The following is a 17,924-nucleotide window of genomic DNA, read 5'->3' as shown; positions in this document are numbered from 1 at the left end:
TCCCCTCCCCGATCGCACCTGACGGTTCATCACTTCACCCTTGTCATTGATATTGACGATCCGTCAGGTCACGCACAGAATGCGGGGATTCGACCGGAGGGGATCTCCAGATGTTGCGACCGATCCGCACCCTGGCCGTCGCGGCGGCGGCCCTCGCGCTCGTCTCCGCCTGCAACTCCGCCTCCACGAACGGCAACGCCAAGGGCGGGGCGGGGGACACGCCCGGGAGCCGCCGCGGGCTGACCGCCGACTCGGTCAAGGTCGGCGGCATCGTGTCGATGACCAGCGCGAGCGGTTACAGCAAGAAGGACACCGACCTCGGCGCCAAGGCCCGGTACCTGAGAGCCAACGCCGAGGGGGGCGTCAACGGCCGCAAGATCGACTACCTCGGCGCGGAGGACGACGGCCAGGACCCCGCGAAGAACATGGCGGCCGCCCGCAAACTCGTCCAGCAGGACAAGGTCTTCGCGGTCGCCCCGATGAGCTCGGTGACCTTCTCGGGCGCCGACTTCCTGGAGCAGGAGAAGGTCCCCACCTTCGGCTGGGGCACGCTGCCCTCCTTCTGCGGGCCCAAGTACATCTACGGCTTCAACGGCTGCCTGGTCCCCACCCCCGGCGGCACCCTCAACCAGACCTGGCCCGAAGGCATCGCCGCGGTCCTCGGCGGCGCCCGGGGCAAGTCCGTCGCGGTCATCGCGAACGACAGCGACGCCGGGAAGTTCGGCATCCGGACCTTCCAGCAGGGCTTCACCAGCGCCGGTTTCACGGTCTCCTACGCCAAGGCCTCCGTTCCCGCCACCGCCGTGCCGAGCGACTGGTCCGCGTACGTGAAGGAGATCCTGGAGAGCAACGGCGGCAAGGCGCCGGACGCCGTGGTCTCCGTCATGCAGACCCCCAACAACATCGGGCTGTTCACGGCGCTCAAGCGCAGCGGCTACAAGGGGCTGCTCTCCGACCCCACCGACTACGACCCCGGGCTGCTCGCGAAAGACGCCACCAAGCAGGCGCTCGACGGGGTGTACGTGCTGCTGCAGTTCGAGCCCTTCGAGTCGGACAGCCCGAAGATGGCCCAGTTCAAGGCCGACATGAAGGCCGCGTCGGGAGGCCAGGACGTCCCGCTCAGCATGCACATGATGACCGGGTACATGGCGGCCGACCTGTTCGTGTCCATCGCACGGAAGGCGGGCGGCGACATGACCGTCGAGTCCTTCCAGGCCGCCGCCCAGAACTTCTCCGACACCGGCACGCTCGTCGGCGACCGGGCGGAGCCCAAGGGGCAGAAGGACAGCTTCGGCTGCGGGGCGCTCGTACGGCTGAAGGGCGGCACGTACGAGGTCGCCGTCCCGTTCAAGTGCTACGAACCCGTGCCCTTCACCTAGGGATCGGGGGACGCGATGGGGGATCTGCTCGTCTTCGTGCTGAGCGGCCTGGTCTCCGGCGCTCTGTACGCACTGCTCGCCACCGGGCTGGTGCTGTCGTACTCGGCGTCCGGGCTGTTCAACTTCGCGCACGGGGCCACCGCCTACCTGTGCGCACTCGCCTTCTACGAGTTGCACTCCGGCCTGGGCTGGCCGGCCGTTCCGGCGGCGCTGCTGGTGGTGTGCTTCCTTGCGCCCGGTCTCGGCTGGGGGCTGGACCGGCTGATGTTCCGGCGGCTCGCGCGGGTCGGCGAGACGGCGCAGATCGTGGCGACGATCGGGCTGCTCGTGGCCCTGCCGGCCGCCGGGCTGTGGGCCGTGGAGCTGCTGGCGGACGCGGGCGCGCCGGTGAAACCCGCCGAGAACCAGTTCGGGCTGCCGGGCGTCGGGCCGAGCCCGGCCAGGTCCTGGCAGCTCGCGGAGGGCGTCGGCATCGACTCCGACCAGCTGATCACCTGGGTGGCGACGGCGGTGGTGGCGGTGGCCCTGTGGGTGCTGATGCGGCACACCCGGCTGGGGCTGCGGCTGCGGGCGGCCGTCGACAACCGCTCGCTGACCGAGTTGCGCGGGATCAGCGCGGACCGGCTGTCGTCGGTGGCCTGGATGATCGCGTCGGCGCTGGCCGGGCTGGCGGGGGTGCTGGCGACGCCGCTGCTGGGGCTGTCCGCGCACGACTTCACCCTGTTCCTGTTCGTCTCGGCGACGGCGGCGGTCATCGGGCGGTTCGCGTCCGTGCCGCTCGCCTTCGCGGGCGGGCTGGGGCTCGGCGTACTGCAGAACCTGGTGGCCGGGTACGCGTCCTTCGCCGAGGGCATCACGGGGTTCCGTACGGCGGTGCCCTTCCTGATCCTGTTCGGGGGCCTGCTGGTACTGACCCGGCGGGCGCGGACGGCGGGTGTCGCGGCCGTGGACGAACCGCCGGTGGACCATCTGGCCGGGGCCTCCTGGGGGCGGCGGTGGGGGGTGTGGGCAGGCGGCGCCGGGCTGCTGTGCGTGGCGTTCTACACCGTGACCACCCCGTTCTGGAGCGGGCTGCTGGCCCAGGGGCTGGCCGTCGCGCTGGTGTTCATGTCCTTCACCGTGGTGACCGGGCTGGGGTCGATGGTTTCGCTGGCCCAGGCCACGTTCGTGACCGGGGCCGCGCTGGTGGCCGGACTGCTGATGAGCCGGGGCTGGCCGTTCGTGGCGGCGCTGGCGGTGGGTACGTGCGCCGCCGCCCTGCTGGGGGCGCTGGTCGCGCTGCCGGCGCTGCGGCTCGGCGGGCGGTCCCTGGCCCTGGCCACGCTGGCGCTGGCGTTCCTGGCCGACCAGGTGCTGTTCCAGTTGCGGTGGCTGCGCAACGGGGACTCGGGATGGTCGGTCCCGCGGCCGGTGTTCGGGCCGGTGGACCTGTCCGACGACCGGGCGCTGGGGGTGGCCCTGGTGGTCCTGGTCGCCGTGGTGGCCGCCGGGCTGAGCGCGCTGCGCGGCTCCCCGTCGGGGCGGGCGATGCTGGCCGTACGGTCGGCCCCGGCGGCCGCGATGGCCTCCGGCGTGTCCGTACTGCGCACGAAGCTGGTCCTGTTCGCGCTGTCGGCGGGGCTGGCCGGCTTCGGCGGCGTGATGTGCGCGTCGTTCAACACCCGGATCACGGCGACGGACTTCACGGCGATGTCGGGGCTGGTGTGGCTGGCGGTCGTGGTGGCGGCGGGTGTCCGGCGACCGCAGTACGCGGTGGTGGCGGGGCTGGTGTTCGCCGTCGCCCCGCGGCTGCTGTCGGACTACGTGACCTCGTCGGCCCATCTGCCGGTGATCCTCTTCGGCCTTGCCGGGCTGGCCCTGGCCAACGATCCGGACGGGTACTGCGCGGCCGTCCCGGTGCGGCTCGCCCGGCGGCGGGCCCGGGTCCCCGCCGAGCTCTCCCCCGCCCCGCCCCTTCCCGAAACCGGGGGCTCCGTCCCCGGCCCCCGGCCGGACGCCGCGCGCCCGGTGCGCTCGAACGCCGCACGGCCCGCGTCCGTGCCCGCGCTGGAGCTGCGCTCCGTGACCGCCGGATACGACGGGGGGCTCGTGCTCCACGGGGTCGGCCTCGCCGTGCGGAGGGGGGAGATACTCGCCGTGCTCGGGCCCAACGGGGCCGGGAAGAGCACCGCCTGCCGGGTGGCCGCCGGGTCGCTGGCCGTCACCGGCGGCGAGGTCCTCGTACGCGGGCGGGACGCGACCCGTGACGGAGCCGTGCGGCGCTCCCGGGCCGGGGTGCTGCTCGCCCCCGAGGGGCGCGGGATCTTCCCGTCGCTCACCATCGAGGAGAACCTGGCCCTGTACCTGGGGGAGGCCGACGCCCGGGCCGCCGTCTACGACCGGTTCCCGCGGCTCGGCGAACGGCGCGGGGTGGCCGCGGGGGCCCTGTCCGGCGGCGAGCAGCAGATGCTGGCGCTGGCGCCGCTGCTGCATCGGCCCCCGGAGGTGCTGATCGCCGACGAGCCCTCGCTCGGGCTGGCCCCGCGCGTGGTGGAGGAGGTGTACGCGCTGCTCACCGAGCTCCGCGACGCCGGGACCGCGCTGCTGCTGGTGGAGGAGAAGGCGGCCGAGGTCCTCGGGATCGCGGACACCGTCGCCTACCTCTCCCAGGGCAGGGTCTCCTGGTGCGGCCCGCGGGCCGAGGTGGAGGCGGACCGGCTCACCGAGGCCTATCTGGGGATGGCGACATGAGCGGCGGCGGGTACGTGCTCCGGGCGAGCGGCGTCAGCGTGCGGTTCGGCGGTGTCAGGGCGCTGACCGGGGTGGATCTAGGAATCCGGGCGGGCGAGGTGTGCGGGCTGATCGGGCCGAACGGGGCCGGGAAGACCACGCTCTTCGACGTCCTGTCCGGGATCCGGCGGCCGGACCAGGGGCGGATGGTGCTGGACGGGGTGGACATCACCCGTCGCTCCCCGGTCTGGCGGGCGCGGCACGGGATGCGCCGGACCTTCCAGCGCCAGCAGCTGTTCGGCCAGCTCAGCGTGGCCGACAACGTGCTCGTGGCGCAGGAGTGGCGGGGTGGCGGGGGCGGCCTCGCCGCCGATCTCCTCGCCTTCCCGGCCCGGCGGGCCCGGGAGCGGGCACGCCGTGAGCGGGGCGAGCGGGTCCTGGCCGACTGCGGGATCGGGGCGCTCGGGGCCTCGTACGCCGGCGGGCTGCCGGTCGGGCAGGCCCGGATGGTGGAACTGGCGCGTGCGGTGGCCGATCCGCCGCGGGTGCTGCTGCTGGACGAACCGGCGTCCGGCATGTCGGCCCCCGAGCGCGAGCAGCTCGCGGCGGTCGTGCGGCGGCTGGCACGGGAGGAGGGCTGCGCCGTGCTGCTGGTCGAGCACAACGTGGCCTTCGTGATGGACCTGTGCGCACGGGTGGTCGTACTGGACCTCGGGACGGTCCTCGCCGAGGGCACGGCGGCCGAGGTACGGGCGGACCCGCTCGTACGGGAGGCCTATCTCGGGACCTCTCCCGGCGCGGCGTGAACCGCGCCCGGGAGGCGGGAATACGTCGTACGAGGGGCCGGTTGTGGCCCCTCGTACGACGCGGTACCGCCGACCCGAGGGAACGAACCAGACGTGAGCCAGGTCCCCACCATCCCCACCGTCAAGCTCAACAACGGCACGCTCATGCCCCAGCTCGGATTCGGGGTCTGGCAGGTGCCGGACGCGGAGGCGGAGCGGATCGTCGGAGCCGCGCTGGAGGCGGGCTACCGCAGCATCGACACGGCGTCCGTCTACCGCAACGAGGCGGGCACCGGCAAGGCGGTCACCGCCTCCGGGGTGGCGCGCGAGGAGCTGTTCGTCACCACCAAGCTGTGGAACGGTCCGTCGCGGAAGTGGGGCCGCGGCGAGGTGCTGCGCGCCTTCGACGACTCGCTCGGCAGGCTGGGTCTCGACTACGTCGACCTGTACCTGATCCACTGGCCGCGCCCGATGCGCGAGGACTTCGTCTCCATCTGGAAGACGTTCGAGGAGATCGCCGCGAGCGGCCGGGCCAAGGCGGTCGGCGTGTCGAACTTCCGCCCGGCGGACCTGGAGCGGCTCGCGGCGACGAGCACGCTGGTCCCGGCGGTGAACCAGATCGAGCTGCACCCGCTGTTCCCGCAGGCCGAGCTGCGCGCGCTGCACGCCGAGCGCGGGATCGCCACGGAGGCCTGGTCCCCGCTGGGCCAGGGCAAGGAGCTGCTGACGCTCCCGGCGGTGGCCGAGATAGCCGCCAAGCACGGTCGCAGCGCCGCGCAGGTGGTGCTGCGCTGGCACCTGCAGCACGGCACCGTCGTGATCCCGAAGTCCGTGACCCCGGCGCGCATCCGGGAGAACGCGGACGTCTTCGGATTCGAGCTGGACGCCGCCGACATCGCCGCGCTGGACGCCCTGGGCGCGGGCCCGGCGGGCGGCCGGATCGGTCCGGACCCGGCCGTCTTCGACGTCTGAGAGACCGGGAGAACCGAGAACCGAGAGCTGAGAGAGCCGGGAGAACCGTACGCGTGAACGTCCCCGAAGGGGTCTATCGGATCCGCAACGCCGGCAGTGGGCTGGTGCTGCAGCTGGAGGGCGCCTCACGGGTGCGGGTCGGCCCCGACGGGCCGCCCGCACCGGTGGCCGCCCGCCGGTGGCGGATCTCGCCGGTCCACAGCGGCGGCGGGATCTTCCATGTGGTGAGCGAGGACAACGACCGGCGCCTCGACGTCGCCAACGCCTCGACGGACAGCGGCGCCAGGGTGCAGGTGTGGCGGGCCAACGCCTTCGGCGCGCAGGAGTGGATCGTCGAGGAGCACCTCGACGATCCCGGCGTGGTGTCCCTGGTCGCGTGCATCAGCGGCCTGCTGCTGGAGACCGACACCGAGGGCCGCGCCCGGCAGGGCGAGGACACCGACTCCGCGTCGCAGTGGTGGCGCCTGGAGCCGGTCTGACCGGCCGCGGGCGGCCGACGGCGCGAAAGCCCCGCCGAATGCGGGGCTTTCGCGGTCACAGATGCGTCACGTACCACACGGGGCGTCAGCAGCCCCGCGAACATGGGCAGATGCACACACACCGGAGCATCACCCTGCTGGCCTTCGCGGGCACGCTCGCCCTCACGGGATGCCAGGAGGTCACGCCGCCCTCCCCCGGCGGCCCCGCCGCGTCCGGCGCGGCTCCGGGCGGCTCCGGCGCCGAGAAGGCGACCCTCCCCGTCCTCGTGGGCAAGGGACTCCAGACCGCACAGGACGAGGCCCAGGCCGCTGGGTTCCACTCGCTGAAGTCCCATGACGCACTGGGCCGCGGGCGCCTCCAGGCCATGGACCGGAACTGGAAGGTCTGCTCGCAGACACCGGCGGGCGGAGCCGCCGTCTCCACGGACACGACCATCGACTTCGGCTCCGTGAAGCTGGAGGAGAGCTGCCCCGCCCAGGATGCCGGTGCTCCGCCGGCGGCCGGCGGCAGCATGCCGGACTTCGCCGGTAAGTCGCTCAAGGTCGTCCGCGGGGCTCTTCCCTCCAACGCCTCCATCTCCGTGAAGGACGCCGCCCAGGGCCGCATGGTGCTCCAGGAATCGAACTGGAAGGTGTGCACGCAGAGCCCTGCGGCCGGTACCCCGCTGACGGGTCAGCCCGTCTCGTTCACCGCGGTGAAGTTCGAGGAGAACTGCCCGTGACCTGAGGTGAAGGCCGCAACCGTCAGGCGCGTACGAAACTGCGTACGCGGTACGTCGGTTCCGTCCGGGGAACGTCCGGGCCCGGCAGCAGCTCCAGACGGGAGGCCAGTTCCCGTGGGGTGATGCCGCGCGGGCTGACGCGTGAGGCGTACTGCCCCGCCAGCAGGGCCTCTGCGCAGCCACGCGGGGTGCGGCCCTGGCCGTGGCCGGTGAAGCGGGTCTCGGCGGCCGGCCGCAGGCCCGCGCCCGCCGCGTACGCCGCCACCCGGTCCGAGGAGTCCGCGGGGCGGTCCGTCAGATGCGGTGCGAGCACGGCGTCGATGTCGCTGCCGACGTCGTGCGCGGCGTCCTTGTCGACGGTGGTGACGAACACCCCGCCGGGGCGCAGCACCCGCCCCGCCTCGGCGACGACGGCTTCGACCGCGCCCGGCTCCCGCAGCAGGTGCAGCAGCCACACCGCGCTCACCGCGTCCAGCGAACCGGGCCGCACCGGCAGCCGGGTGGCGGAGGCGAGGACGGCCGGGACGCCGCGGCGGGCCGCCATCGCGGCCATCCCCTGCGAGGTGTCCGCGCCCAGGACGCGCAAGCCGGGGCGGGTCAGCCGGCTCGTGACGATGCCCGTGCCGCAGCCGAGGTCGAGGAGGGTGCGGGCGTGGGCCGGGAGCAGGCCGAGGACCGCCGCGGCGGCGGACCCGGCGCGCGGGGTGCCGCCGCGGGTGGCGTCGTAGGCCTCGGCCTCCGCGTCGTAGTCGAGCAGGGGACGCGGTATCGGCATCAGTTCGCTCCGTGCGCCGGGGCGAGGGATTCGACCCGTTCGGCGAGCTCGAAGTCGTTCGCTGTCACGACGCCGCCCGCGTCGTGGCTGTTCACCGACAGGCGCACCGTGTTGTAGCCGAGGGTCAGGTCGGAGTGGTGGTTCAACTCCTCCTGGACGCTGGCGATGTGGGTGACGAGGGCGCTCGCCGCGAAGTGCGAGCCCAGCCGGTAGGTGCGGGAAATCCGGTCGTCCTCGAAGGCCCAGCCGGGGAGTTCCCGCAACCGGTCCTCGATCTCCTTCTGTGACAGCGGCTCACTCGGCATGCACCGGCTCCTTCTTCGCGCGGAATTCCCCGTGACGTGCAGTCAAGGTTCCCACAGTGCACGCCGGGCGAACCTTTCGCGCCATAGTGCGCTCGGGTACTTTCCGCGCCTTCCACACCCGCCAGGCCCCCCTTATGCTCCTGCGCCGGACGTGACCGTTACCAGTGGTAACAAGGGAACGAAGGGGTGGCATCGCCATGGCGGGCACAGGCGGTTCCAGGCGTACGTTCATCGCGGGCGCGGGCGCGGCGGCCACCGCCGGCGCCCTGTCGGCGACCGGGGCCCTGGCGGCCCCCGCGTCGGCAGCGGCCGCCGCCTCGACCCCGCCGGACGGCAGACGCGTCGCCGTCCTCGGCGGCGGGGTGGCCGGGATGACCGCGGCCCACGAACTCGCCGAGCGCGGCTACGCCGTCACGGTGTACGAGCGCCGGGCGCTCGGCGGCAAGGCCCGCAGCATGGACGTACCCGGCAGCGCCCGCGGCACGCGCCGGCCGCTGCCCGCCGAGCACGGCTTCCGCTTCATCCCCGGCATCTACCACAACCTGCCCGACACCATGCGGCGCATCCCCTTCCCCGGGAACGCGAACGGCGTGTGGGACAACCTCGTCGCCCCGCGCGAGATGATGTTCGCCCGGGCGGGCGGCCGCGAGGACCTGCGCGCGCCCATCCCCTGGCCGGAGCACTCCCCCGCCCAGCTGACGCCCGACGAGCTCCGGCGCTCCCTCAGCGGGATCCTGCAGTCGCTGGTCCGGCTCCCGCCGTACGAGACCGCGTACTTCGTCGACCGCGTACTCGTCTTCCTCACCAGCTGCGACGAACGGCGGGACGAGGTCTGGGAGCACACCCCTTGGTGGGACTTCGTGCGCGCCGCGCAGATGTCGAGCGAGTACCAGCGGATCCTCGCGGTCGGCATCACCCGCAACATCGTGGCCACCAAGGCCGAGGAAGCCTCCACCCGTACGGTCGGCACCCTCGGCGAGGCCTTCGTCTTCAACCTGCTCGGCCGCGGCGCGGACGGCCCGCCCGACCGGATCCTCAACCTGCCCACCAACGAAGCCTGGATCGACCCCTGGGAGGCGCATCTGCGCTCCCTCGGCGTCGAGTTCAGGATCGGCTGGACCGTGCGCGAGGTGCAGTACGGGAACGGCCGGGTGAGCGGGGTCGCCGTCCTGGACCCGTCCGGCGCGCGGCAGACCGTCACCGCCGACCACTACGTCTGCGCCCTGCCCGTCGAGCACGCCCGGCGCACCTGGAGCACGGCGCTGCGGGCGGCCGATCCGATGCTGGGGCGCTGCGACAGGCTGGTGACCGACTGGATGACCGGGATCCAGTTCTACCTCACCGAGCGGGCCCCGCTGGTGCACGGCCACCTCAACTGCATCGACTCGCCCTGGTCACTGACGGCCATCCAGCAGGCCGAGCACTGGCCGTCCCGGGACTTCCCCGCCGACTACGGCGACGGCGCCGCCGTCGACTGCCTGTCGGTGGACGTCTCGGAGTGGGACAAACCCGGGATCCTGTACGGGAAGACCGCCAAGCAGTGCACCCGCGAGGAGGTGGCGCGCGAGGTGTGGGCACAGCTGAAGGCCTCCCTCAACGACACCGGGAAGATCCTGCTGCGCGACTCCGCGCTGCACTCCTGGTTCCTGGACCCGGGCGTGGACGGGCTCGGCACCCCGAACCCCACCAACCAGGACGAGCTGCTGATCCACCCGACCGGCACCTTCCACAACCGGCCGAGCGCGGGCACCCGCATCCCCAACTTCTTCCTCAGCGGGGACTACGTGGCGGTCGACATCGACCTGGCGACGATGGAGGGCGCGAACGCCTCGGCCCGGGCCGCCGTCAACTCCCTGCTGGACCGGGACGGCTCGAAGGCCGCCCGGTGCGTGGTCCGGCCGCTGTACCGGGCGCCGGAGGCCGAGTCCGCCAGGCGCCACGACCTGTGGCGTTACCGTCTCGGACTGCGGAACGTCTTCGACCTGGGGTGACCTGTCTGGACTACCGTCGTGCGCATGACCACCACGACGCCCACGGTCGGCGCCCTGCTCCGTACATGGCGGAGGCGGCGCGGCCTCAGCCAGTTGGAGCTGGCGGGCCGCGCCGATTCCTCGTCCCGGCACATCAGCTTCATCGAGAACGGGCGGTCCCGGCCGAGCGAGGAGATGGTGCTGCGGCTCGCCGACCGCCTCGACGTGCCGGTGCGGGAGCGCAACGCCCTGCTGCTGGCGGCGGGTTACGCACCCCACTACGCGCAGACCGCTCTGGACGACCCCTTGATGGAGACGCTGCGCGAGGGCATTTCGCGGCTGCTCACGGGATACGAGCCCTACCCCGCGCTGGTCGTGGACGCCACCTACAACGTCATCGCCGCCAACCGGGGCATCGCGATGCTGCTGGACGGACTGCCGGAGCACCTGCTGGCCCCGCCGCTGAACGCCATGCGGATCACCCTGCACCCCGAAGGCCTGGCCTCGAAGATCCACAACCTCAAGGAGTGGCGCGGGCACCTGCTGGCCCAGATGGAGCGCCAGATCGCGCTGGCCAGGTCCGGGCCGCTCCGCGCGCTGTACGAGGAGGTGTCCGCCTACCCTGTGGCCGAGCGCCCCGGCGACAGCGAACCGGACGAGCCCGTCCCGTACATCGCGCTTCCCCTGGTCATCGAGCACGACGGCCACCTGCTGTCCTTCGTGTCGTCCATCGCGACCTTCAACACGCCGATGGACGTGACCGTCGCCGAGCTGGCCATCGAGACCATGCTCCCGGCCGACCCGGCGACGGTGAAGTACCTGCGCTCACTCGGCTCTCTCGGCGACTGAGCGCAGGGCCAGCTGCTGGAGCACCGCGAACGAAGCCACCGTGACGGCCTGCATCGCGATCCACACCAGGCCGGCGGTGGTGGGCGTGAACCAGACGGCCAGGGACACCAGGCTCAGGGCGGCCCAGGCGTAGTTCGCCTCGACGACGAACTTCACGGGGAAGACCGGCGGCCGGCGGCGCGAGGCGAGCCAGCCGACCCCGGCGCCGAACACGGTCAGGAAGACCCCCAGTTCCAGCAGCAGGCTCTGGCCGACCCCGAGCAGCCGTCCCAGCGGGGCGGAGAAGGCGACGTACGCGAGCCCGTTGCCGGTGGTGACCACCGAGTCGAGGGCGAGGAAGCGGCGCAGCGCGGTCTGCGGCGCGGTGGTCCGGGCGATGCTGCCGAGCAGGGTCGCGGACATGGGAGATCAGCCTCCATCAAGGTCGAACGGCCTGGTGGGAGACGGGTTCCGGCGCCGAGTGCGCGGCTCCGGAACCCGCTGGCCCCACTGTGCCCGGGCCCATTCCGGGGGTCGATTACCTCGGAAGTCATGCCCAACCTTTTTTGAGCTGTACGGCAGGAAACGTTGGGTTTCCCCTGGTTCGGCAGGGGGCGGCCGGATAGGCTTCACCCAGCCCAGCCCCTCGAACGTCTTGTCGACTTACGGAGAATCAGCCGGTGCGAGCCGCTCCCCGACCCGATCTCGCCGCGCTCTGGCGGCGCGTGGAGGAGCTGTCGGAGCGGAGCGGGCAGGACCCCGCGTACGTACTGGCCGCCCAGCGGCTGAGCCATCTCTCCGGTGTCGAACCGGCCCGCATTCCCTCGGTGGTTGCGGGCACGGCCGCCGAGGAACCCCTCGAACAGCGGGTCCACCGCCGCTTCCTGCGGCTGCGGGCCACCCGCCGCGACAAGCACGGCCGGGAGTGGCCCCTCGCCGCCATCGCCGACGACTTCGACGCCCCCGGCGCCTCGCTGGGCCCCCTCAACGCGGGCACCGGACTTCCCCGGCTCGGCCACGCGGCCGGTGTGCAGCGCTTCTTCGGAGTCCACGCCGGCTTCCTGCTGGCCGACAGCAAGAGCTCGGTGGAGCGGGCCCTCGCCCTCACCCCGGACGGCCGGGGCGACCTGGAGCACCTGTCCCACCTCACCGGCATCACCCCCCAGGCCATCCGGCTCACCCTTGACGGCAGGCCGCCCCGGCTCCCGCTGAAGGAGCAGGTGCACCAGCGGTTCGAGCACCTGCGCCGTACCCGGCTCCGGGAGGACGGGCAGCCCCACTCCCTCTCCGCCATCGCCAGGTCCTTCGACGCGTCGGGCCAGTCGCTGACCCGCCTCGCCCAGGGCGAGGGCCTGCCGAACCTCGCCGCGGCCGCCGGCATCCAGCGCTTCTACGGAGTGGAGGGCGGCTTCCTGCTGGCCGACGACACCGAGGCGCTCGCCACCGCCCTCACGGCGATCGAGCGCGAACTGGAGTGCGCGGAGCGGCAGCAGGAGAACCCGATGCTGGCCGTGATGCGGGCGCACGACGTACGGAGCATCGTCACGCGGGCCGGCCGGCTCTCCCCGCGGGGCTGGAAGTCGCTCGCCGACCACCTGGACGACCTGCTCGCCAGGGAAGGACAGCTCGGCCGTCCGGCCGCGGGCGCCGGCCGCGACGGCGGGGACGCGGCCGCCGGGGGCCACACCGCCGAGGGGGGAGACGTATGAGGACCACACGGGCGATGCGCGGACTCGCCGGCGATCTGCTCGCGGACGCGCGCCTTTCGGCGCCGGCCGGGGCCACCGGGATCATCGGGGCCCTGTGCGCCGCTTACGCCCGCCGCCGCGGCGGGCGGAAAGTCGACTTCCGCTTCGCCTCCTTCCCGCCGGACACGGCCAGCGGGTTATGGCTGGAGATGGACGACCGGGACCTGATCGTCATCGAGGAGCGGACCCGCCCCGAGCACCAGCTCGTCATCGCCTGCCACGAGCTGTGGCACGTGGACGAGGGCACCTGCGACAGCCACGGGCCGGGCATGGCGGTGGCCGCGCGGCTCACCGGACGCCACGGCGACCTCGCCGGGCTGCTGCGCTCCGACACCGGGCTGAGCACCGTGATCCGCCAGGCCGCCGCCCGGGCCGACCACGAGGATCCGGCGGAGATCCGCGCCGAGATCTTCGGCCTGCACCTCGGCAAGCTCCTCAAGCCGTACCTGCCACCACCCCGGGAAGAACAGTTCCCCGAGGCGATCGAGCGCATCCAGACCTCGCTCGGCTGGGGGCGCCCCGCGTCACTCCGGTGACCCGCGCCCAGCCAGCCCCGCACCCCTCGCGCCGATGCCCTCGGCACGGCCCCGACAGAGAGCACGACACGATGACCCAGCCTTCCCCGCCCCGCCACGCCGTCGTCATCGGCGGCAGCCTGTCCGGCCTGCTCGCGGCCGCCGTCCTCGCCGAGTACACGACGGTCACCGTCATCGACGCGGACCCGCTGCCCGAGGGCCCGGCGCCGCGGCGCGGACTGCCGCAGGCCCGGCACACCCACCTCCTGTGGTCGGGCGGCGCCCGTGCCATCGAGCGGATCCTGCCCGGCATCACCGACGACTGGACGGCCGCGGGCGCCATCCGCCGCAGCCTGCCCACCGACCTGGTCACCAAGACCGCCCAGGGCTGGATCCCGCGCGTCGGGGAGAAGCAGTTCAACATCTCGTGCAGCCGCGACCTCCTCGACTCGGTGATCCGTGCCCGGGTGACCGGACTGAAAGGGATCTCCACACTCCAGCGGAGCCGGGTCCGGGCCCTGGAGGGCACGGCCGCCCGGGTCACCGGCGTCCTGGTCGACACTCCGGAGGAAGAGGGCCGGCTGCTGACCGCCGACCTCGTGATCGACGCGAGCGGTCGCGGCTCGCGCGCCCGGACCTGGCTCCAGGCACTGGGCGTCACCGGCATACGGCAGGCCGAGGTCGACTCCGGCCTCGTCTACGCGACAAGGATCTTCGAAGCCCCGGCCGGAGCCCACGAGATGGGCTTCCCCATCGTCAACGTGCAGTCCGACCCCCGGGTGCCCGTCCCCGGCCGGACGGCCACGATCGTGCCCATCGAGAACGGCCAGTGGCAGGCCACCCTCTCCGGGACCCGCGGCGGCCAGCCGACCGGCGACCCGGACCGGTTCATCCCGTTCGCCAAGGACATCAGGGACCCGATCGTCGGCGAGCTCCTCGAAGGGAAGAAGCCCCTGACGGACGTCGCCGTCACCCAGGGCACCGCCAACCGCAGGATCTACTTCGAGAAGGCCGAACTGCCCGACGGCTTCATCGCCGTCGGCGACTCGGTCGCCACCTTCAACCCGCTGTACGGGCAGGGCATGACGGTCGCCGCCCAGGGGCTGCTGGCCCTGCGCGCCCTGATCCGCCAGAAGGGGCTCGCCCACCCCGGCTTCGGCCGCGAGGCGCAGCGCGCGATCGCCCCGCTGGTGAGCACCGCCTGGGAGCTCGCCACCTCGCAGGACATCCTGTACCCGGGGGCCACCGGGATGAAGCCGCGGGCCGGAACCGGCGCGCTCAACGCGTACGTGAACCGGCTGATGACGGGCGCCACCACGGACGAGGCACTCACCGCCGCCCTGTTCAAGGTGCTCACCATGAGCAGCGCGCCCACCCACTGGCTCCAGCCGTCGGTGGTCTGGCACGTGCTGCGCGCCTCGGACCGGGGCGCCCTGACCGCGCCGCCGCTCACCGCGGCCGAGCGGGCCGTCGCCGGGCTCGGCCCGGCCGGCCCGGCGGCCGCGGTCGCCACGAACCAGGTGGAAACGACGGCCCCGGCGGCCCCGGCAGACCCTGTCGGCACGGACCCCGCGGACCCGGTCGGCCCGGCCGACCCCGTCGGACAGGTCCGGTGAGCAGCGGACTCCTGCTCTATCTGCCGGGGTCCGTGATGTTCCTGGCGCTGCTGATCAAGCTGCCGGCGCTGCGCCGGGACTGGGACCAGCCCCTGAACCGGGCCGCGTGCACACTGCTCGCCGTGGGCGCCCCGCTCACGTTCCTGGCGTCACCGTCGACGATCTCCACGGTCAACCGGCTCACCGGCGTGGTCAACTTCTCCGCGCCGCTGGTGTTCGGCCTGATCACCGTCTTCTCGGGGACGTGCGTGGTGCTGGTCCTGCAGTGGCGCGGCGGCCCGCCCCGGGCCGTGCGGCGGGCCACCCGGCTGACGGCGGCCGTGTTCGGCGCGGTGACCGTGGCGATCGTCGTGCTGTTCGTGATCGGCGACGCGCCGGTGGAGCGGGTCCGGGACCTGGACACGTACTACGCCACGACGCCGTGGATCCGCGAGATGATCGTCTGCTTCCTGGTGGCCCACACCGTCGGGACCTCTGCGCTGACCGTGCTGTGCGGGAAGTGGGTGTGGCGCGCGGACCGCTCGCTGCGCCCGCTGCGCACCGGACTGGCGCTGATCGTGTGCGGCGGGCTGCTGGACCTGGCCTACCTCGCCGCGAAGTGGGCCTCGGTGGCGGCCCGCTGGGCCGGCCGGGACTGGGTGGCCTCCGCGGACGTGGCGCTGTCGCTGGTCTCCGGGGCGGCCCTGCTGATCGGTGCGGGGTTCATCGTGCCGCTGGTCGGCGGGTCGGCGGCCTGGCGGGACTTCACCCAGTACCGGCGGCTGTATCCGCTGTGGAAGGCACTGCGCGGAGCCGCGGCCGCGAGGGTACGGACCGTGCCGCTGGCCTGGTGGTCGCCGGTCGGGTCCCGCCTCATCCACCGTGAGTCCTTCATCGACGACGGCATCCTGGCGCTCGCCTCCCGGTTCGACCCCGCCGTGCGCGGCGCGGCGTACGAGGCGGCGCGCGGGCAGGGCATGAGCGAGACCCGGGCCGCCGTGGTCGCGGACGCGGCCGTGCTCGCCGTCGCCTGCCGGCGCGGGGCCGCCGGTACGGAGGGCGAGCACCCGTCCCCGTACCGGCTGGGCGGCAGCCCGCTGGGGGCCCTGGCCCGGGAGTTCCGCACCTCCCCCATCGTCGCCGCGGCCCGCGAGACGGCCTAAGCGAGGCCTAAGCGGAAACACAGCGCCCCGGGCCCGAGGGCCCGGGGCGTTCGCCGGCCGGCTGCGGGGCCGCGGCTCAGAGCTCCGCGAGGTCCAGCCCGGCCTGCGCGGCGGCGGCCTGGACGGTCTGCTCCAGCAGGACGGCGATGGTCATCGGGCCGACCCCGCCCGGTACCGGGGTGATCAGGGAGGCGCGGGCGGCGGCCGACTCGAAGTGGACGTCGCCGACGTTGCCCTCGTTGTACCCGGCGTCCAGGACCACGGCGCCCGGCTTGATGTCCTCGCCCCGGATGAATTCGGCCTTGCCGACGGCGGCGACCAGCACGTCCGCCTGGCGCACGATCGAGGGGAGGTCCTGGGTGCGGGAGTGGCAGTAGGTGACGGTGGCGTTCTGCTCCAGCAGCAGCATCCCGGCCGGCTTGCCCAGGATCGCGCTGCGGCCGACGACCACGGCGTGCTTCCCGGTGAGGTCCACGTCGTAGGCGGCGAGGAGGCGCATGATGCCGCCGGGTGTGCAGGAGACGAAGCCCGGCAGCCCGAAGCCCATGGCGGCGAAGGAGTGCATGGTGACGCCGTCGACGTCCTTGCCGGGCGCGATGGCCTCGAAGGCGGCGCGCTCGTCGATGTGGTGCGGGACGGGGTGCTGGAGCAGGATGCCGCTGATCTCGGGGTCCTCGGAGAGCGCGGTGAGCGTGGCCACCAGCTCCTCGGTGGTGGTCTCGGCCGGCAGCTCCACGTGGCGGGAGGTGATCCCGGCCTTGGCGCAACGGTTCTGCTTCATGCGTACGTACGTGACGGAGGCGGGGTCCTCACCGACCAGCACGGTCGCGAGACAGGGCGCGGTACCGGTGCGCTCGGTGATCTTCGCCGCGTAGGCGGCGGTCTGCTCCGAGATGCGGCGGGCGAGGGCCGTGCCGTCCATCAGCTGGGCAGAGGCGGTGGCAGTCTGGGCGGTCGTCACGGGGTCTCCTGAACGTCGCTGCGGATCGCGGTTCGCCCAGGCGCGCGGCAGTCGACGTACGGACGTACGCCGGGCCGCTCCCCGGTGGTGATCCACCCGAACGCCAGTCACGGCCCGCCGTCCACTGTAGTCGACATATCCGGTGGATAGCCGTGGCCCGACCTGGGACGATCAAGACATGACGCGTACTTTCGACCATCTCGTCGCCGAGGCCGAATCCGTCTCCGTGGACGGCTGGGACTTCTCCTGGCTCGACGGCCGCGCCACCGAGCAGCGCCCCTCCTGGGGCTACCAGCGGCTGCTGGGAGAGCGTCTGGCCCGCGTCCGGTCCGCCCTCGACATCCAGACCGGCGGCGGCGAGGTCCTCGCCGGATCCGGCCCCCTGCCCCCGCTGACGGCGGCTACCGAGTCCTGGCCGCCCAACATCGCGAAGGCGACCCGGCTGCTGCACCCGCTCGGCGCGGTGGTGGTCGCCGACGCCGACGAGCCGCCGCTGCCCTTCGGCGACGAGGCCTTCGAGCTGGTCACGAGCCGCCACCCGGTGACCATCTGGTGGGACGAGATCGCGCGGGTCCTGCGGCCCGGCGGCACCTACCTGTCCCAGCAGGTCGGTCCGGCGAGCGTCTTCGAGCTGGTCGAGTACTTCCTCGGGCCCCAGCCGGAGGAGGTCCGGCGCGGCCGGCACCCCGACGACGCCGTGGCGGACGCCACGAAGGCCGGCCTCGAAGTCGTCGATCTGCGCTCCGAGCGACTGCGTACGGAGTTCCATGACATCGGAGCCGTGATCTACTTTCTACGGAAGGTGATCTGGATGGTGCCCGGCTTCACGGTCGGGCAGTACCGGGACAGGTTGCGCGAGCTGCACGAACGGATCGAACGCGAAGGCCCGTTCGTCGCGCACACCGCCCGCTTCCTCATCGAAGCCCGCAAAAAGGGGTGACGGAGAGGGCGGACGGATTCCCGCCGGATCGGTTGCGCGGCCACAGCGTGGCGCAGGTCACTCAATTCAGCGCGTAAC

The 17,924-nt window shown here is 73.0% G+C and carries 17 protein-coding genes, 1 pseudogene and 1 riboswitch; of the genes and pseudogenes, 14 read left to right on the top strand and 4 right to left on the bottom strand.

The window, feature by feature from the left end; genetic code table 11:
- Positions 1 to 110: 110 nt before the first annotated feature.
- The 7 genes and pseudogenes from OG737_RS26260 (at position 111) to OG737_RS26230 (ending at position 7,046) form a co-directional block, all read left to right on the top strand.
- On the top strand, positions 111 to 1,379 hold the full coding sequence (locus tag OG737_RS26260; protein WP_405677614.1) for an ABC transporter substrate-binding protein: 1,269 nt from the start codon (positions 111 to 113) through the stop codon (positions 1,377 to 1,379).
- A 15-nt stretch (positions 1,380 to 1,394) separates the two neighbouring features.
- Positions 1,395 to 4,109 (top strand): ABC transporter permease subunit, encoded by a 2,715-nt coding sequence (locus tag OG737_RS26255; protein ID WP_405677616.1) that lies wholly within the window; start codon positions 1,395 to 1,397, stop codon positions 4,107 to 4,109.
- Positions 4,106 to 4,645, top strand: a pseudogene (locus OG737_RS26250) (ATP-binding cassette domain-containing protein); the annotation flags it as partial. The gene OG737_RS26255 and the pseudogene OG737_RS26250, both read left to right, overlap by 4 nt.
- Before the next feature lie 18 nt (positions 4,646 to 4,663).
- Positions 4,664 to 4,894 carry a hypothetical protein gene (locus tag OG737_RS26245; RefSeq protein ID WP_405922449.1) on the top strand — a complete coding sequence of 77 codons (231 nt, stop codon included), beginning with the start codon at positions 4,664 to 4,666 and terminating at the stop codon, positions 4,892 to 4,894.
- 144 nt (positions 4,895 to 5,038) lie between these two features.
- Complete coding sequence (locus OG737_RS26240; RefSeq protein WP_405681323.1) at positions 5,039 to 5,845, top strand: aldo/keto reductase; 807 nt, start codon at positions 5,039 to 5,041, stop codon at positions 5,843 to 5,845.
- A 53-nt stretch (positions 5,846 to 5,898) separates the two neighbouring features.
- Positions 5,899 to 6,324 (top strand): RICIN domain-containing protein, encoded by a 426-nt coding sequence (locus OG737_RS26235; RefSeq protein ID WP_405922057.1) that lies wholly within the window; start codon positions 5,899 to 5,901, stop codon positions 6,322 to 6,324.
- A 110-nt stretch (positions 6,325 to 6,434) separates the two neighbouring features.
- Positions 6,435 to 7,046, top strand: a complete 612-nt coding sequence (locus OG737_RS26230) for a hypothetical protein (protein ID WP_328928654.1) — start codon at positions 6,435 to 6,437, stop codon at positions 7,044 to 7,046.
- A gap of 22 nt (positions 7,047 to 7,068) precedes the next feature.
- Here OG737_RS26230 and OG737_RS26225 read toward each other — a convergent pair whose 3' ends face one another.
- Positions 7,069 to 7,821 (bottom strand): class I SAM-dependent methyltransferase, encoded by a 753-nt coding sequence (locus OG737_RS26225; protein WP_405677621.1) that lies wholly within the window; start codon positions 7,819 to 7,821, stop codon positions 7,069 to 7,071.
- Positions 7,821 to 8,126 carry a 4a-hydroxytetrahydrobiopterin dehydratase gene (locus OG737_RS26220; protein WP_328928653.1) on the bottom strand — a complete coding sequence of 102 codons (306 nt, stop codon included), beginning with the start codon at positions 8,124 to 8,126 and terminating at the stop codon, positions 7,821 to 7,823. The genes OG737_RS26225 and OG737_RS26220 overlap by 1 nt, the downstream gene beginning before the upstream one ends.
- A gap of 197 nt (positions 8,127 to 8,323) precedes the next feature.
- On the opposite strand from OG737_RS26220, the gene OG737_RS26215 reads away from it, so the two are divergent.
- Both OG737_RS26215 and OG737_RS26210 read left to right on the top strand, forming a co-directional pair.
- A complete protein-coding gene (locus tag OG737_RS26215; protein WP_328928652.1) occupies positions 8,324 to 10,117 on the top strand; it encodes an FAD-dependent oxidoreductase in 1,794 nt (597 codons plus the stop codon).
- Positions 10,118 to 10,141: 24 nt separating this feature from the next.
- Positions 10,142 to 10,945, top strand: a complete 804-nt coding sequence (locus OG737_RS26210) for a helix-turn-helix domain-containing protein (RefSeq protein WP_405677625.1) — start codon at positions 10,142 to 10,144, stop codon at positions 10,943 to 10,945.
- Here the strand turns inward: OG737_RS26210 and OG737_RS26205 are convergent.
- Positions 10,922 to 11,347 carry a hypothetical protein gene (locus tag OG737_RS26205; protein WP_328928650.1) on the bottom strand — a complete coding sequence of 142 codons (426 nt, stop codon included), beginning with the start codon at positions 11,345 to 11,347 and terminating at the stop codon, positions 10,922 to 10,924. The two genes, OG737_RS26210 and OG737_RS26205, sit on opposite strands and share 24 nt — an antisense overlap.
- 257 nt (positions 11,348 to 11,604) lie before the next feature.
- Here OG737_RS26205 and OG737_RS26200 point away from each other — a divergent pair, with 257 nt between their 5' ends.
- The 4 genes from OG737_RS26200 (at position 11,605) to OG737_RS26185 (ending at position 15,945) form a co-directional block, all read left to right on the top strand.
- Positions 11,605 to 12,633 carry a hypothetical protein gene (locus OG737_RS26200; protein ID WP_328928649.1) on the top strand — a complete coding sequence of 343 codons (1,029 nt, stop codon included), beginning with the start codon at positions 11,605 to 11,607 and terminating at the stop codon, positions 12,631 to 12,633.
- The gene (locus tag OG737_RS26195) at positions 12,630 to 13,208 is read left to right on the top strand and encodes a toxin-antitoxin system, toxin component (RefSeq protein ID WP_328928648.1); all 579 of its coding nucleotides are present in this window, start codon (positions 12,630 to 12,632) and stop codon (positions 13,206 to 13,208) included. Before OG737_RS26200 ends, OG737_RS26195 begins: the two co-directional genes overlap by 4 nt.
- A gap of 71 nt (positions 13,209 to 13,279) precedes the next feature.
- Entirely contained in the window at positions 13,280 to 14,803 is a 1,524-nt protein-coding gene (locus OG737_RS26190; RefSeq protein WP_328928647.1) for a pyridine nucleotide-disulfide oxidoreductase, read from the top strand.
- Positions 14,800 to 15,945 (top strand): MAB_1171c family putative transporter, encoded by a 1,146-nt coding sequence (locus OG737_RS26185; RefSeq protein ID WP_405677632.1) that lies wholly within the window; start codon positions 14,800 to 14,802, stop codon positions 15,943 to 15,945. Before OG737_RS26190 ends, OG737_RS26185 begins: the two co-directional genes overlap by 4 nt.
- A gap of 76 nt (positions 15,946 to 16,021) precedes the next feature.
- Here the strand turns inward: OG737_RS26185 and OG737_RS26180 are convergent, their stop codons facing one another.
- Positions 16,022 to 16,867 carry a bifunctional 5,10-methylenetetrahydrofolate dehydrogenase/5,10-methenyltetrahydrofolate cyclohydrolase gene (locus OG737_RS26180; RefSeq protein ID WP_327388424.1) on the bottom strand — a complete coding sequence of 282 codons (846 nt, stop codon included), beginning with the start codon at positions 16,865 to 16,867 and terminating at the stop codon, positions 16,022 to 16,024.
- Between the two features lie 66 nt (positions 16,868 to 16,933).
- Positions 16,934 to 17,027: riboswitch (ZMP/ZTP riboswitch) on the bottom strand.
- A gap of 57 nt (positions 17,028 to 17,084) precedes the next feature.
- Here OG737_RS26180 and OG737_RS26175 point away from each other — a divergent pair.
- Positions 17,085 to 17,846, top strand: coding sequence for a methyltransferase domain-containing protein (locus tag OG737_RS26175; RefSeq protein WP_328928645.1), 762 nt, complete (start codon positions 17,085 to 17,087; stop codon positions 17,844 to 17,846).
- The last annotated feature ends 78 nt before the right edge of the window (positions 17,847 to 17,924 follow it).

This window comes from Streptomyces sp. NBC_00122 (assembly GCF_045160845.1).
GTDB lineage: Bacteria > Actinomycetota > Actinomycetes > Streptomycetales > Streptomycetaceae > Streptomyces.
The sequence above is the reverse complement of the archived record's forward strand: the minus strand, read 5'-3'. Positions and strand labels throughout refer to the sequence as shown.

Coding starts and splice junctions, on each gene's coding strand:
- OG737_RS26260 (WP_405677614.1), top strand. CDS start 111: ATGTTGCGACCGATCCGCACCCTGGCCGTCGCGGCGGCGGCCCTCGCG.
- OG737_RS26255 (WP_405677616.1), top strand. CDS start 1,395: ATGGGGGATCTGCTCGTCTTCGTGCTGAGCGGCCTGGTCTCCGGCGCT.
- OG737_RS26245 (WP_405922449.1), top strand. CDS start 4,664: ATGTCGGCCCCCGAGCGCGAGCAGCTCGCGGCGGTCGTGCGGCGGCTG.
- OG737_RS26240 (WP_405681323.1), top strand. CDS start 5,039: ATGCCCCAGCTCGGATTCGGGGTCTGGCAGGTGCCGGACGCGGAGGCG.
- OG737_RS26230 (WP_328928654.1), top strand. CDS start 6,435: ATGCACACACACCGGAGCATCACCCTGCTGGCCTTCGCGGGCACGCTC.
- OG737_RS26225 (WP_405677621.1), bottom strand. CDS start 7,821: ATGCCGATACCGCGTCCCCTGCTCGACTACGACGCGGAGGCCGAGGCC.
- OG737_RS26220 (WP_328928653.1), bottom strand. CDS start 8,126: ATGCCGAGTGAGCCGCTGTCACAGAAGGAGATCGAGGACCGGTTGCGG.
- OG737_RS26215 (WP_328928652.1), top strand. CDS start 8,324: ATGGCGGGCACAGGCGGTTCCAGGCGTACGTTCATCGCGGGCGCGGGC.
- OG737_RS26210 (WP_405677625.1), top strand. CDS start 10,142: ATGACCACCACGACGCCCACGGTCGGCGCCCTGCTCCGTACATGGCGG.
- OG737_RS26205 (WP_328928650.1), bottom strand. CDS start 11,347: ATGTCCGCGACCCTGCTCGGCAGCATCGCCCGGACCACCGCGCCGCAG.
- OG737_RS26195 (WP_328928648.1), top strand. CDS start 12,630: ATGAGGACCACACGGGCGATGCGCGGACTCGCCGGCGATCTGCTCGCG.
- OG737_RS26190 (WP_328928647.1), top strand. CDS start 13,280: ATGACCCAGCCTTCCCCGCCCCGCCACGCCGTCGTCATCGGCGGCAGC.
- OG737_RS26180 (WP_327388424.1), bottom strand. CDS start 16,867: ATGGACGGCACGGCCCTCGCCCGCCGCATCTCGGAGCAGACCGCCGCC.
- OG737_RS26175 (WP_328928645.1), top strand. CDS start 17,085: ATGACGCGTACTTTCGACCATCTCGTCGCCGAGGCCGAATCCGTCTCC.